Annotated in this window: 13 protein-coding genes; 3 read left to right on the top strand and 10 right to left on the bottom strand. The window is 61.1% G+C overall.

Annotated features, from left to right (window positions below):
• Window positions 1–70 precede the first annotated feature (70 nt).
• The gene (locus MSTE_RS04295; RefSeq protein ID WP_096499277.1) at window positions 71–727 is read left to right on the top strand and encodes a TetR/AcrR family transcriptional regulator; all 657 of its coding nucleotides are present in this window, start codon (window positions 71–73) and stop codon (window positions 725–727) included.
• On the opposite strand, the gene MSTE_RS04290 is transcribed toward MSTE_RS04295, so the two are convergent.
• Window positions 719–1,738, bottom strand: a complete 1,020-nt coding sequence (locus tag MSTE_RS04290; protein ID WP_096499275.1) for an AraC family transcriptional regulator — start codon at window positions 1,736–1,738, stop codon at window positions 719–721. The two genes, MSTE_RS04295 and MSTE_RS04290, sit on opposite strands and share 9 nt — an antisense overlap.
• Before the next feature lie 102 nt (window positions 1,739–1,840).
• Here MSTE_RS04290 and MSTE_RS04285 point away from each other — a divergent pair, with 102 nt between their 5' ends.
• Both MSTE_RS04285 and MSTE_RS04280 read left to right on the top strand, forming a co-directional pair.
• Entirely contained in the window at window positions 1,841–3,313 is a 1,473-nt protein-coding gene (locus MSTE_RS04285; protein ID WP_157997629.1) for a flavin-containing monooxygenase, read from the top strand.
• A 7-nt stretch (window positions 3,314–3,320) separates the two neighbouring features.
• Window positions 3,321–4,850, top strand: coding sequence for a succinic semialdehyde dehydrogenase (locus MSTE_RS04280; protein ID WP_231896989.1), 1,530 nt, complete (start codon window positions 3,321–3,323; stop codon window positions 4,848–4,850).
• A 6-nt stretch (window positions 4,851–4,856) separates the two neighbouring features.
• Here MSTE_RS04280 and MSTE_RS04275 read toward each other — a convergent pair whose 3' ends face one another.
• Genes MSTE_RS04275 through MSTE_RS04235 form a run of 9 tightly spaced genes read right to left on the bottom strand, consistent with a single transcriptional unit; the run spans window position 4,857 to window position 14,326 of the window.
• A complete protein-coding gene (locus tag MSTE_RS04275) occupies window positions 4,857–5,636 on the bottom strand; it encodes an RsiV family protein (protein WP_231896988.1) in 780 nt (259 codons plus the stop codon).
• Window positions 5,637–5,649: 13 nt separating this feature from the next.
• Complete coding sequence (locus MSTE_RS04270; protein WP_096499269.1) at window positions 5,650–6,918, bottom strand: MlaD family protein; 1,269 nt, start codon at window positions 6,916–6,918, stop codon at window positions 5,650–5,652.
• Entirely contained in the window at window positions 6,915–7,979 is a 1,065-nt protein-coding gene (locus MSTE_RS04265) for an MlaD family protein (protein WP_231896987.1), read from the bottom strand. Before MSTE_RS04265 ends, MSTE_RS04270 begins: the two co-directional genes overlap by 4 nt.
• 53 nt (window positions 7,980–8,032) lie before the next feature.
• A complete protein-coding gene (locus MSTE_RS04260) occupies window positions 8,033–9,133 on the bottom strand; it encodes an MCE family protein (RefSeq protein ID WP_096499265.1) in 1,101 nt (366 codons plus the stop codon).
• Window positions 9,130–10,143 carry an MCE family protein gene (locus MSTE_RS04255; RefSeq protein WP_231896986.1) on the bottom strand — a complete coding sequence of 338 codons (1,014 nt, stop codon included), beginning with the start codon at window positions 10,141–10,143 and terminating at the stop codon, window positions 9,130–9,132. The genes MSTE_RS04260 and MSTE_RS04255 overlap by 4 nt, the downstream gene beginning before the upstream one ends.
• Before the next feature lie 19 nt (window positions 10,144–10,162).
• Window positions 10,163–11,203, bottom strand: a complete 1,041-nt coding sequence (locus MSTE_RS04250) for an MCE family protein (RefSeq protein WP_096499261.1) — start codon at window positions 11,201–11,203, stop codon at window positions 10,163–10,165.
• The gene (locus tag MSTE_RS04245; RefSeq protein ID WP_096499259.1) at window positions 11,200–12,627 is read right to left on the bottom strand and encodes an MlaD family protein; all 1,428 of its coding nucleotides are present in this window, start codon (window positions 12,625–12,627) and stop codon (window positions 11,200–11,202) included. Before MSTE_RS04245 ends, MSTE_RS04250 begins: the two co-directional genes overlap by 4 nt.
• Window positions 12,628–12,629: 2 nt before the next feature.
• Entirely contained in the window at window positions 12,630–13,487 is an 858-nt protein-coding gene (locus MSTE_RS04240; protein ID WP_096499257.1) for an ABC transporter permease, read from the bottom strand.
• A 2-nt stretch (window positions 13,488–13,489) separates the two neighbouring features.
• On the bottom strand, window positions 13,490–14,326 hold the full coding sequence (locus MSTE_RS04235; RefSeq protein WP_096505415.1) for an MlaE family ABC transporter permease: 837 nt from the start codon (window positions 14,324–14,326) through the stop codon (window positions 13,490–13,492).
• Window positions 14,327–14,958: the final 632 nt, after the last annotated feature.

Raw genomic sequence — 14,958 nt, 5'->3', positions numbered from 1 at the left:
CGCCGTTGTAACAAGATGACCTCGGTACGGCCACACCTGTTGAACTGCCCCCGAGAGGAGTCGGCACCCTATGGCCAAGAGCACGCCGCGGTGGAAGCGCGGCAGCCCCGAGGATCGAAAGGCCGACATACTCACCACTGCCCGGCACCACTTCTCGTCCAAGCCCTACGATTCCGTGTCCACTGCGGAGATCGCCGACGAACTCGGAATTAATCGCGGGCTCCTCTATCACTATTTCGGCACCAAACGTGACCTCTACCTCGAAGTCGTCCGGACCACGATTCATATACCGAGCTTCCCGCCCATTCCAGAGCTCATCGCGAGCGGCACCTTCGAGAATGTTCTCGAGGAACTCATCGACGGCTGGCTGGTGGAAATCGAGCAGGAGCGCGACGCCTACCTGACCGCGTCTCGACTGTCCGCCTTCGGAGCGGACGCCGAGGCCGGAGCGATGGTGCAGGAGTCACGCGAGCAGGCGATCGATGTGCTCATGGGAGCACTGTTCAAGGATCCCGCCGACGCACCGGCGGCAGCGCGCGCCTGCGCCCGGGCACAGGGGAGGATGGCCGAAACGGCTGTCGTCGAATGGCTTTCCGAGGGACATCTGTCTCGCGACCAGGTGCGCGAACTCCTCGTTCACACATCGCGCGCGCTGTGGGAGAACCTGTCCAAGATCCTTGCGCCTCCCCCGATCAAGGCCAAGCGACGCGCATCGACGTCAGGCTAGGTGGTATCGGCCCGGCCGCTGCCCGGTCCAGCGCTTGAATGCCCGCGAAAACCCCGATGCGTCGTGATATCCGAGTCTCACCGCAACTTCCTCGACGGTGAGATGACCGTCAGCGAGCAGTTCCACGGCGATCGTCGATCGCACTTCGTCGGCGAGTTCGCGGAATGACGTTCCCTCCGCGGTCAGTTTTCGGCGTAGTGTGCGCTCCTCCATGTCGAGCTGATGCGCGATCTTGTCCATAGCCAAGGGCTCTTGCAGCTGAGCAAGCATTTTCGCGCGCACCTCGGCAGCCGCGCCACGGCGCTGCCTGCGTTGTTCCAGCAGCCGGGCGCATTGCGCTTCCATGGCTCGCGCGGTGACCGGATCGCTCTGCGGCATCGCGTCGTCGAGCAGAGACCGGTTGAATACCAACGCATCCTGCGGGTGCCCGGTGCGCACCTCGCGATGCGGTGCCAGCCTGCGCAACGCAGCTGCCCGCTCGTCACCGAAGCTCGTCTCCACGTGAAAACCTGGCCGCGCACCGACAATCACCGGCTCAAGCGCCAAGATCTTGGCGAGTTCGCGCTCGACAAAGAACCCCCTGACATCGGCGGGTATGTCGGTCGAGTCGTAGACGACACGCCCGTACTGCGCATCCTCAATGTAGTCGGGGCGAATGAAAGCGAACGACAGTGCCGCATAACGGGTGCCCAACTTGGCGAGATCGCGCACGGTTGGACTCGTTACCATGGTGAAGCCCCAGATGCCGAGGCTCCCCAGGGTGTACCTACCGCCCGCCCTGGCCCCTAGCCCCGGACGATCACCGTTCCGGCGCAAGAGATTCCGCGCGATCGCCAACTCTTGACCGGCCTCAATCTGCGTCTCCGGATCATCCAGATCGATACGACGCAATCCCGAGCCGGCCAACATGGCCGACTCGGCGACCCCACACTCCTCGCCGAGCTCGACGAGGATACGCGCGGCAATCGCGCTCCGAGTGTGATCCCACCAGTGGGGCTGTGAGGCATCCATAAGTGTCCGGAAATGACACTACGCGGTCCGCGATGTACATGGTGGGGATGCGCGGCAATCTCTACCATTCTGCGACACCAACAGTGCGGACCGGAGGATTCAATGGCGACATCGGTGGCGATAATCGGCTGCGGTTTCGGTGGATTAGCGGCCGCGATTGAGCTCAAGCGCTCAGGAATCACCGACTTCGGGATTTTCGAGCGAGCGGCGTCGATCGGCGGCGTGTGGCGCGAGAACACCTATCCGGGCGCCGCCTGCGATGTTCCCTCACCGATCTATTCGTTCTCCTACGCGCTCAAACCCGACTGGTCTTCACTGTTTGGCAGAGGCGCCGAGATCAGATCGTATTTGGAGGCCGTCGCTGACGAGTTCGGTCTGCGCCCGCATATGGAGTTCGACACCGAAGTCACCGCCGCCACCTATGACGATACGACGGGACGCTGGACCCTAGAATTCGGACCCGACCGTCCCACTCGCATATTCGATGTCGTCATCATGGCGACCGGGCAGCTCAGTCGCCCAAGGCTTCCCGCGGTGGAGGGCATCGAGACCTTCGAAGGCCCGTCATTTCACTCCGCGGAGTTCGACCACAGCACCGATCTCACCGGCAAGAAGGTCGCTGTGATCGGCTCCGGGGCCTCCGCGATTCAGCTGGTGCCCGCCATCGCGGATCGCGTCGCCGAGCTGACGGTGCTGCAGAGATCTCCGAACTGGGTCATCGGGAAGTCACGCCGAGTCCATGGCCGGTTGCAGGTCGCCCTGCTCCGACGCAGCGCGTGGCTGCGCAAGCAGCACCACAACCTTCTGTTCCTGGCTTACGAATCCCGTTGGCCACTGGTGACACGCAAGGTCCGCCCTGTACGTTGGGCCTACGAGCACATCGTCAAGTTCAAGATCCGGCGGCATATCTCTGACCCGGCCGAGCGTGCTGCCGCGGTTCCCGATTACCAGATGCTCTGCAACCGGCTACTGCTGTCCAATGACTGGTATCCGACCATCGGACGCACCAACGTCCACCTCATTGGTTCGGCAGTGGAGCACGTCACCGCGACAGGAATCGTCACCGCCGATGGAACCAAGGTGGATGCCGACGCGCTCATCTGGTGTACCGGGTTCAAAGCCAGCGAGTTTCTGGCACCGATTCGCATCAGTGGCCGCAACGGCCTGGATCTACGCGAGCACTGGAAATCAGGAGCGCACGCGTACCTCGGCATGACGACAACTGGCTTTCCCAACATGTTCATGCTCTTTGGCCCCAACACCAACAGCATCACCAACACCATCGTGTTTCTTCTCGAACAACAAGCCGCCTATGTTCGAAAAGCCATAGAGCACAAAGCTAGGCACGGGATTGCGGCGATGGAGATCCGGGAGGATGTCTATCGAAGGTTCCAGGAATGGATGCGGCGCAGCCTCGACAAAACGGTTTTCACCGACAACTGCCCCGGGTGGTACACCAACGCCGAGGGAAAGGTCACTGCGATGTGGCCGAAGTCCCACATCGAATACGCCTTGGCGACAAGGCGGTTCAAAGCAGACCAATACGAACTGGAGGGCGTGAACAGCGCCGACTAGCGCGCGCGTGCGGCTGCTGCCGTCAGAGATCACCGACCGCCTCACCGCACAGCTGACCGGAACGGCCTCTGAACACGCCAACATCGCCCCGGCCACAGGCGAACCCATTGCCACCCTGCGCCATTCATCGACCGATGATGTCGCGGAGGCATTCACCCGTGCCCGGAAGGCACAGCAACGGTGGGCAGCCACCGCGCTGAGGCATCGCACCGGCCCATTTGTCCGATTCCACGACGGCATCCTCACCGATCGGCTCGCACTCGACATCGTCCAGGCCGAGACCGGCAAGGCGCGGGCATACGCGTTCGAAGAGGTCCTCGACGCGGCCGGAGTGGCGCTGTACTACGGTCGGAACGCTCCGAAGTTCCTGGCCTCCCGCCAGCGGTCGGGCGCAATACCGTTCGCCACCAGAGCAACTGAACTGCGGCACCCGAAAGGCGTCGTCGGCGTGATCTCGCCGTGGAACGCACCCCTGTCACTTGGCATCGTCGACATCATTCCCGCGCTGTTGGCGGGCAACGCGGTGGTGCACAAACCCGCGACGCAGACCGCACTGTACGCACGCAGCGTCCTCATCGAGAATGGCTTGGACCCCGACCTGTGGCAGATCGTGGTCGGATCCTCGAGCGTCGTCGGCCCGGCGATAATCGACAACGCCGACCACATCTGCTTTACCGGATCGACATCGGCCGGTCGCGCGATAGCCCAACGGGCTGCCGGTCGACTCATCTCATGCTGCCTCGAGCTCGGCGGAAAGAACCCGATGATCGTGCTCGACGATGCGGACGTGGGGAAGGCCGCAAAGGGCGCCGTACGAGCATGTTTCGGCCACACCGGACAGCTATGCCTCGGCATCGAGCGGATCTACGTCGCTGATTCCGTCTACGACGAATTCCTCGGTGTCTTCACCGAGTCAACACGCGCCTTGAAGCTCGGCAACTCCCTTGACTACGGCTACGACGTGGGCACGCTGTCCAGCGAACGTCAGTTGGACACAGTTGAAAGCCATGTCCGCGACGCCCGTTCGCACGGTGCAACGGTGCGTGCGGGCGGGCGGGCGCGCCCGGAGCTGGGGCCGTTCTTTTACGAGCCAACCATCCTGACCAACGTGACACCCGGAATGGCAGTCTATGCCGAAGAGACCTTCGGGCCGGTGGCCTCCGTTTACCGATTCGACACAGACGCCGAAGCCATCCAGTTGGCCAATGACACCGTGTACGGCCTCAACGCCTCCGTGTGGACCAAGAATGCCGCCCGTGGTCGCCGAGTGGGAGCGCAGATACGTTGCGGCACTGTCAATATCAATGAAGGATACGGATCGGCATACGCGTCCACCGATGCGCCCATGGGCGGCATGCGCGGCTCAGGACTGGGCCGCCGGCACGGTGAACACGGGCTGCTCGAATACACCGAATTGCAGACGGTGGCGAGTCAGCACCTGGTCGGCTTCGATCCCCCATGGGGCATCAGTGCCCAGAAAAATGTGTCGATCCTGACCAAGACATTCCAGCTCGCCAAGGCACTCCGAATCAAATAGCGCCGCTCACAGGCCGGCGCGCAGGATCGGGCGCAGGCTTGGCAGCGGAATGCGGACCGTGACGGCGCCACCGTCCATCGACCAGACCAGCCTGTCCCGCGGCGTCGGATTTTCATGTGCCATAGGAACATCGGGCATGTAGAGAATCAACTCATCGCCCGTGAGCGCGAATGCACGGTACTCCCCTGAGTAACCCGAGCCATCGGGCTGCGGTTCCCACTCCTGGGTTGCGAATGGATAGGAGCCCGGATCGTGGGGTGGCGCCGCGGCATCCAATGCATCCAACAGGAACGGCCGGGCAAGTGGCGGTAAGGCCGTCCGCGGGTCAACGCCCGGTCGGAATAGGTCGGCGAGCACCAGTCGCCTACCCTGGGCCAGGTCAAAGGTGAAAGTTCGGTACGCGTTATTGGCGTTGGTTCCTTCTGTCCGCCACACTTCGTGTAAAACAACGGATTTCACGGAATTTGAGTGTACGTACACACGCGAATCGATGGCTGACGAGCTGTCGCGGACGTTCGTGTCACCGGCCTTGCGCCACTCGCTGACACGCCTTTCGGCATATGCCCGGAGCACCGGACCCACGGTTGAATCGTCGATAACCTCGTCCGGCAACTGCACCGAGATATCCATCGTCGCCTTGCTGTTTGATGTCACTGTGACCAGGCACGCACCGCCGTCCCACGTGCCGCGCAGGCTACTGACGCACCAGTTATCGGGCGCAGCGGCCGCCGTCGGCACCGTCAGCGCCATCGTCATAAAGACAATCCCCGGCAAACGCATCATCATGTCAGCCCCATCCTTAGTTAGGAGGTACCACCGGCATCTGGGGTCCGCCGTATGGCAGCGGAACAGTGTGTGGGCCAACGGGTATTGGGTCGGTTGTAGCCAGCCGGTCATACCCAGGTGGTGGCCCAGCCGTATCGTCGCCGGGCGGCCGCGGGGCATTACGGGCACCCCGAACGAGGACCGCGGGGTCTGGATTCTCGCAGTAGGTGTAACGGTACGGTTCGTGCGCATCAGCACGTGAGGGCGCGTGCCGGGGCAACTTGTAATCACAGCTGTATCGCGGATAGATGTCGGCAACAGCCCAGATCCCACCGTCTCGGATCACAGATGTCGCAGCCTCCAGCATCGATCCGCGCGTCGTGGGGAACAACGCCTGAAGAGCGGGGACTCGAACATAGGACAGCTGTGCAATCGTGGTGAGATTTCCCAGCAGCTGCACCATCGAGTCGGAATTGTCGTTGATGACATTATCCAGCGCAGCTATCGGCTTCCCGCCGTCGTCGACGAGAGTACGGAAACCTCCATCCATCTTCCGTACTCCTTGCAGGGTCAACTGCAGATTCTTGCTGGTATCAATCAAGGCGGGCACGCCCTCCGACAATGTTGACAACACCGTGCGACTGTTCCGGATCACGCTCACCGTTTGGGGCAGAACAGAATCAAGAGTTGTCAACAGGAAGGCGCCCCCATCAAACACATCTTGGAGTTTCTCCGGCCCACGAACGCTGACACGGAGTTCATCGGATATGGCGGCCAACTTGTCCGGATCGAGCTGGGCCAGCGCCCCGTCCGCATCGCCCAGCAGCCGGGCCAGGGAGACCGGAATCGCGGTCTGGCGCTGATCGATTGAACTGCCGTCCGTCAACGCGGGGCCACCATCCCCGTTCGGGCGAAAGTCTAGGTATTGTTCGCCTGCCGGAGACAACGCGGATACGCGCACCGGACTGCTTCGCGGTATGCGGACGTCGGCGTCGATCGTGGCAACGGCTTCGACTCCGCCCGCAGTGAAATTCACCGCTGCTACACGACCTATCGACGTGCCTCGCAAGGTGACGTCTTGATTGGGCAGAAGTCCGCCTGACTCCACTAACTGCACCCGGACTGCAATCGTCGAACGCACAAGATTGAAGCGGAGCCCGCCCACCAGCACATAGGAACCCGCAATGAGCATCGTCAACACCAGACCGATACACGACGCCACCGCGCGATGCGTAGCACAAAAACGGACAGCGTCCACCAGCAATCGCACTGATCGTTCCAGCAGGTGGGGCTTGGCCGTCATCTGTCGCCACCCATCACCTTGCTCAGCATGAGGTTCCACTGATAGCGCAGGCTGCCAATCATGGCGTGGTAGTCAGTGCCATCCGGCCCATGAAATCCGGGATCACCGGGATAGTTCTTGTCCGGCAAGGAACCTAGGGCAAGTTTGGCAACCACGGCGTTAACGGCTCCGCCGGTGCCGGTCGTGGCCTTCATGACCGGGCCTACCAACGTATTCAGCGGTGTCAGCGACAGATTGGGATCAACGGCGATGGCATTGAATGTCGCAGAAAGACGATTGAGATCCGCGATCAGGCTCCGGGTATCGGTACCCTTCATCGAGGGAAAGCGCGCCAGTTGATCGGTGATGCGAGCGATGGCGCCGGTCAGATCGACTATCGCGTTGGTGTTGTCCGCGATGGTACTGGTTGCCGGATTCGCTGCGGCGAGAGCGGTGTTGAGGGTTTCCTGTTGAGCGGTGATCGCCGCGGCGAGATCCGATGTGTTGCGAAGGGCTCCATCTATCTGACCGGTTCGTTCATTCAGCCTGGAAACCAACAGCGTTGACTGGCGCAGCAATTCGGCGACTTTGTCGCCGCGCCCGCCCACTGCCGAACCCGCCCCGTTGGTGACTGTCACCAACCGCCGGATCACTCCGCCGTTCACCAGCAGCGCGGCCGAACTGAGAACGTCTTCGATCGTCGCCGCCGCCGTGGTGCCCGCTCGGGGAATGTTGTCGCCGTCACGCAGTAGGGACGTATCTGCGGCCGGCATGGGGTCAGGCCGAATCGCCACAAACAAATCACCGAGCGGGGTCGCCGACCGCAATTCGGCCGTGCTGCCGACATACAACGGTACATCTGCGCGAATCCGCAGCTTCGCAAGGGCATTGAAATCACGAGTGCCAATCGAGGAGACCTCGCCAATGTCTGCGCCGTTCAGCTTGACCTTCGCTTTGGCCGGCAGGTTCAGTGCATTCGAGAACTCGGCGGTCAGCACGATACTGTCGGAATTGAGGCCGGGTGCCGGCAACGGGAGTGAATCCAGTCCCGCAGCGCAGCCCGCGACAGGCAGCGATATCATCGCCGCCAAGAACCCCCGCATTCGGCGGCTGAATACATCAGGACACCAACGCATTAGCGTGTCTCGGCCATTATCTGCAGCATGCTGGTGAGACCAAAGTCTGGGGCATAGTCCTGCATGGTTCCCGTGGCGCATCCCAGTTGCTTCTTCTGGATGAGATTGCAGACCTCCTTCGCGAACTGGCCGTCGAGCAGCACCTTGTCGATGGACAGATGCGCCCGAACGACGCCCGCATTGGGATCGATGGCCCGATCGAAGTTGTCCACCACCAGGGGCAGAAGATCGAAGAACTCGGACATCTCACGGCGATAGTCCGAGATTGCGGTAGTCACTACCCCAAAGTCGTTGACCGTGTTCTTGAGACGGTCCCGATTGTTCTCCAGCAGCGCGGTTGCCTGAGCCAGAATCTGATTCACCTTTGCACCGGTGGTGCCGGCCCCGAGGTTCTCGTCTGCCAGGATGTCGCTGAGTTGACGAAGGTTCGAGCCGAACTCCCTTATCGCGGTGTCGTTGTCGGCCGATGCCTGTGTCAGCTCAGCGAGGTTGGCGACGATCGACTGAATGTTCTTCTGACTACCCGCGCCTTGGTCGGTACCGAGACGAAGCGCGTGCGACAGCTGACCGAGCGTCTCTTTGAGCTTCTCGCCATTTCCCGTGGCGATCTGTGAGCTCGCTCCAACAAGATCGGCGAGGGGGCCCTGGCCTTGCCCGTCACCACCAAGTGCCCGCGACAGCTTGTCAACCATCGTCAGCGTCCGATCGAACTCGACCGGTGTACGGGTTCGCATCAGCCCAAGGGCGTCGCCATTCTTCAGCTTGGGCCCACCGCGATAGGGCGGGGTAAGTTCCACATGCCTATCAGTGAGGATCGATGTCGACACGGTGACCGCATGAACATCGGCCGGAAGATCCACCCCGCCATCGACATCTATTTGCACTTCCACGTACCCATCCTGTGGGGCAATGGCAGTCACCTCGCCAATCTGCATGCCTAGCAACGAAACAGCATTACCTTCATACAGGCCGACGGTGTCTTCGAACTGTGCGGTAATCCGCAATGTACGTTCAGTGAATCGCGGGATTGCGATGGCAGCGACAATCGCCAACAGCGCGACCGTTACCGCGACCGCAATGACAGGGCGTCTCCGGTTCATTCGCAATCCTTGTAGTACTCGACGAGGTTGAACTGTTTGGCGCGTCCGCTGATCGCACACATCCACGAGTCGATCATCGGAACCCCGGGCGCCCCCACCTCAATGGAGTTCCCAGACCCGCTGGCATTGGCGAGATTTCGAATCGGCAACGGCAGCGCCTGCAGGGTGTTCCGCAGCAGCGCGTCATGCTCGCCGATCATCCGAGTGAAATCCTGCAGTGAGGCCAGCATCCCGTTGATTCCGGGCGAATCGTCCAAGATCCGTTTGAGGGTATCCACCAGCGCGGTGGCGCTAGCAAGCAGTCTCTTCAGCGCCTCGCGCCGAGTTGCAATCTCTCCGAGCACCTCTCGCCCCTGAAGCACCATGGAGCCAAGATTGGCCCGCTCGTCTCTGATCAGGGTGGTAACGGAGTCCACGTTCTTCAGGAGCGTCCCAATTTGATCGCGTCGTCCTGAGATCACCTCGGCAAGCGACTTGACGTTGTCCAGCGCCAGCGGAAGCGCGTCGGGTAGTCCGTTCAGACTGCGTGACAGCGTGGTAAACGATTCTGCGACCCGATCGGCATCTACTTGCTCGAAGGTAGTGGTCGAGTCGGCGAGCGTCTTTTGCAAATCGTAAGGAACTGTCGTGTTCGCGATGGGGATTGTCCTGTCGCGCAATGTGCCATCGGCGGCGGGCGTGAGCTGAAGGTATCGGGATCCGAGAATCGTGGTCAGCTTCACCGCGGCACGAGTCTGTGCGCCGAGGTGCACATCGTTACGAGCGACGAAGGTAACGACCACGTGATTACCAGCAAGCTTTAGTTTCTTGACCTTGCCCACCGAGATTCCGGCGACGGTCACTTGATCACCGGGCCGGATCTGCGCTGCTTGCACAAACTGAGCCTGGTATCTGGTGTAACCGATCCCGGCCGCACCGATCATCACGATGACCGCAACGATCACACCGATGAGGGCCAGTGAGATTGCTCCGAGCCAGATCTTGTTGTAGCTCTCAAGGGGTCGCTTCATTCCTTTGACTTTCATTGGCCTACCTGCACATCGGAGTGTGTTGAATGACGCCACCGGGTGTTGCGTGCTCCACGATGCTGGGGATGAGTCGTCCTAGGAACGCAAAGATGGTGATATTGAGATCGCACGGGTAGGCGTTGAGCCTGGCTCCATCCTCCGAGGCACGAGCAAACCCCTTGAGTAGATAGGGAAGATTCGCTCCAAAGAAGGCGAATCTATCTCGGCCATCTCCCGCGAGGTGTCCCGTAAATCCCGGTTCTCGGACGATCAATGACTGCAAGTCTGGGAACACTGAGCCTGTAATCGCGGCGAGCCTGCCCACCGCGCTGTTTGTTGAGCCCACCGCGCCGACCAACTCTTGGCGGCGATTGGCCAGACCGCTCATCACCTGACGCGCCTGCCGGATCACTGTCTGGATGTCTGACCGCTGCCGGGCCAAGTTGGTTACCACTGTGTTCAGGCTGTCGATGACGCCGCCGAGAATCTGATCGGGGCCCGCGAATGTCTCTGCAAGGGAAGATGTTTGGGTTATTAAAGCCAACAGTGATCCCGAATCACCTTGTAATGATTGAATTATCCCGTTGGTCAGGTTGTCCACCTGTTGCGGGTCCAGCAGCACGAAAAGCGGTTCGAACCCGTCAAGGAGGTAGGCGATGTCGAACGACGGGACAGTGTGCTCGAGCGGAATCTGGCCGTCCCTAGGCAGCAGCACCCGATCCTGCACATCGCCCTGCGCCAGACCAAGATATCGCTGCCCAATAATGTTCTGGTAGGTCACCGATGCGATCGTGTTTCGATAGAGAACCTGATCCTTCTGCACCCGGAAGGTGACCTTGGCGGCGGTGCCGACGAGATCTATCGCATCGACTCGCCCGACCCTGACGCCCGCGACGCGGACATCATCCCCTGGATGTAGTCCAGATACATCGGTGAATACCGCCGAATAGGTGTTTGTCGAGCCCGAGACTTCTCGCCGCAACGTCACGAACACCATGGAAGTCACAACGATCGCGAGCATCAGGAACAGTGACAGGCCAATCAGTGGCTTACGGTAGCTCATCGATCCACCTGACTGCTTGCCCGGATGACATGGACGTCGGACCCCCTTGCGAGAGGACCCAACAACAACTGGGTCGCCGGGCCAGCCTTGGCGCCCAAGATCTCACCGAGCTGCTGGCGCTCCCGCACGCTCCCCACTGGCCCCACATTCCCGCCGACAAACGCCGCCGGCTGCACAGGAGCAGGTTCCGGCGTTGGCGGCTCGGGGGAATCCGGCCGATCGGGTGCTCTCACCGAGTCACGCGGCGGCGCGAGATTGGGGCGATTCTCCGAAACACCAGGGGGTAGCGGGAATCCCATCGAACCCAGCGCCGACTCGAGCGAGGGCGTCGTCGGAATCTCGGGCGCCGTTTCGCAGCTCGGTCCGGACAGTGCGCCATAGCGGGGGCAGTCGGCACGCACGTAAGTGCGCGTCGGGGTGAACGCCACCACGCCCTTGAGCGTCAACTGGTTGGTCTCTGGGTTCCACGCCTCGCTGTAGATCTGGTTTGCGACGGCCTGCACACGAGAAGCGATAGCCGGGAACTGCTCTGCGTTGTCCGCGAGCACACCCACTACCGGCTCGAGTTGCGTGGTGATGTTGATCAGGCGATCAGTTTGGTGCTCAAAAGAATCACCGAGCAAGCCTGCGGTATTCAGTCCGGCAGACAGCAAGCCAGACAAGGCGACCCGCTTCTCGGCCAGACTCCTCATCGGTTGCACCGCGCCGCTAAGCGCATCGAAGAGATCCGGCGCCGCTTGCCGCAATCCGCTGGTAGCCTGCGTAAGCGCGGCCAGCGTTGAGTGCTCCGCACGGTCGCCCATGACCGCATTGAGCTGGGTAACGATCTCGTTCAGACTGCGACCCGCATTGAGCAGCCGATCGCCGCGCCCCTCCGTGGCTTTGCCCAGGGCCTCTAGCATTCCGACACTGTCGGGCGAGGGCGAGCGGCCCACCGCCTTGAGCAGCTGGCGGAACTTGCTCAGCGTCGTCTGGAACAACACGGTAGGCAAGCTTTGATCCTCATGAATAACCGCCCCAGGCCGCAGAGGCGCGGCACTGCCGCCGTTATCCACCAACTGAATCGATGACACGGCGAAGACGTTCGAGGGGACCACGCGCGCAGTCACCGTGCTTGGAATACCCTGCGCGTAGTTAGTTTTCAGGTCGATATAGACGATGTTGGGCCGGCCGACCTTCGCGGGTACGACACGGGTGACAAATCCGGCCAGCACCCCCCGGAACTTCACATCCGATTTCGCGGGCAACCCATCTCCGACATTCACCAGCTCGGCGGTCACTCGCACCATCCGATCGAGCCGACCTTGCGACTTCGCGATCAGAAGGGCTGCGACCACACACCCAAGCGCCACGAAGGCAACACCAGCGACGGCCAACCGGTGGTTGGACGGGCCACGGCCATCACCATCGAACGAGTTCGGCATGGTCAACCACCAAATCTCGCGCCGGCGTCGACGCCCCACATCGCCATGGTCATCAGCATGTTCAGGACGATGATTGCGGTGATGCTCGCGCGCATCGCCCGGCCGGCCGCGACCCCCACACCCTGTGGACCGCCGGATGCGTAGTACCCGAAGTAGCACTGAATCGCCGACGAAACAAACACGAACACAGCTGCTTTCGTGGTCGCAAAGATTACGTCGCGCCCGTTGACGAACAGTGAGAAGTAATGCAGATACGTTCCAGACGATTGACCGGCCGATATGCCCACAACGACCTGGCATGCCAGATAGGTCACGGCAAGACAAGCGATGAACAACGGGATTGCGGCGACCACTGCCGCTAGCGTCCGGGTGCCTACCAGATATGGGATCGGGTTGATGGCAATCGATTCCATCGCATCGATCTCATCGTTGATACGCATGGCACCCAGTTGGGCGGTGAATCGACATCCGGCCTGCGTGGTGAACGCCAATGCAATCATGACGGGAGCCAGTTCCCGAGTCGACCCGAATGACGATAACAAGCCGGTGGCGGGGCCCAGACCCAAAAGGTTGAGCGCGTTGTAACCCTCCACCCCGATCAATGCGCCCGCGGTGAATCCGAGCACCAGCGCCACCCCTACCGTGCCGCCGCCAACCACGATCGACCCATTACCCCACGCGATGTCGGAGAGAACACGAAAGAACTCGCGCGAATAGCTTCGCAGAGTGACCGGTACCGCCATCACGATGCGGACGAAGAAATACACGGAGTGGCCGATCTTGGCCAATGCCGTCTCTGCGGCAACAGCCGAGTTGACAATCGCTCGGGCGCCTGGCGGGTAGTGGCGTGCAACAACCATCGTCACAAGCTCTCTCGCGGGAACACCAGGATGTAGAGCTGACTCAATACAACATTGACAATCATCAGCAGCAGAATCGATTCCACCACAGACGCATTCACAGAGTTGGCGACTCCGGCAGGCCCACCGCGTGTATCAAGCCCCTTGTGGCAACTGACAATTGCCACAATTGCGCCGAAGATCACCGCCTTGACCAGCGCCAGCACCATATCCCCGACGGTGGCGAATGACGAGAAGGTCGCCAGAAATGAGCCGGCCACCCCGTTCTGCATGTACACGTTGAACAGATACCCGGCGATGAATCCCACGAAGCATGTCAATCCGGTCAGCGCGACGCCTACAACGATCACAGCGGCGAATCGCGGGACAACCAGTCGACGGATCGGTGAAACACCCATCACCTCCATCGCGTCGATCTCCTCCCGCATGGCGCGCGAACCGAGATCTGCAGAGACCGCCGAGCCGACCGCTGCCGCCAGCAGAATCGCAGCCACAAGAGAAGCTCCCTGCCGAATGACCACCAAGCCCGTGGCCGCACCCGACAATGACGTTGCGCCGACCTGCCCGGCGAGCAGACTGAACTGAATGGACAATGTCACCGCGATCGGCAATGTGACGAAAAGCGTTGGAAGAAAAGCCGTTCCTGCCATGAACGCGGCCTGATGAACGAACTCGGCATACCGGAAACGCCCGGTGAACAGGTCTGCAAAGAAATATTGGACGGTGCGAGCGCCCAAGACCACCTGTCCGCCGACGGTGTGCAACGACGCCAATGGGTGTGACCGCACATATCGCTTGGTCCAGGCGTCAACCTCCGCAATCGCAGAACGCTCCGCGATTTCCGGCTTGGGAATCTGCTGGGTTGTCACTGAGATCTCCTGCTCAACAGAAGATTTCGATATCTGCAGTCAGGGCACCGCCAGGCTGCCGATTGAGCCCTCATCGAGCTTACCGGCGCTCCGCCCAGCCTTCTCACGAGATGGTCATCCGACACGCGATGTCAACAAGATAGTTATGAGACAAGGCTGTTCACCGTTCATCCGCAGAGCACCAGGTAGCTTCCGCAAACCGTCACCATTCAAGGTGCGATAGAAGTTATCATGATGCTAATTATGCTGTCAACGGTTTGGCGCGACGCCCCACTCCGTGCTGCGGCCACCCGCGCGAACGCCGGTGCACGTGGGATGACGCGCCAGCCGGCGTGATGATGCCGGTTGCCAATCGGCAATGGTGGGGCTCTCGGTTCTCGCCCCGCCGGATTCCGGTCCTCGCTGAACTGAGATCTCGACCGGCTATGCCACACATGGCCTCACGAACATAAGCTGTTGCTGCCAGCGGCCTCGGCAAGGTATCAGCGGCATGTCCATCACACCATCAGATAACATCTACCGCCCGCCTCGGCGACACACCATGACCTTCGAGCGCTACACGCCAAGCGCAGTAGTTATCACCAAGATAATTGACTTATGGG

The organism is [Mycobacterium] stephanolepidis, assembly GCF_002356335.1.
GTDB lineage: Bacteria > Actinomycetota > Actinomycetes > Mycobacteriales > Mycobacteriaceae > Mycobacterium > Mycobacterium stephanolepidis.
Note: the sequence above shows the minus strand (reverse complement) of the source record. Positions and strands in the feature narration are given on the sequence as shown.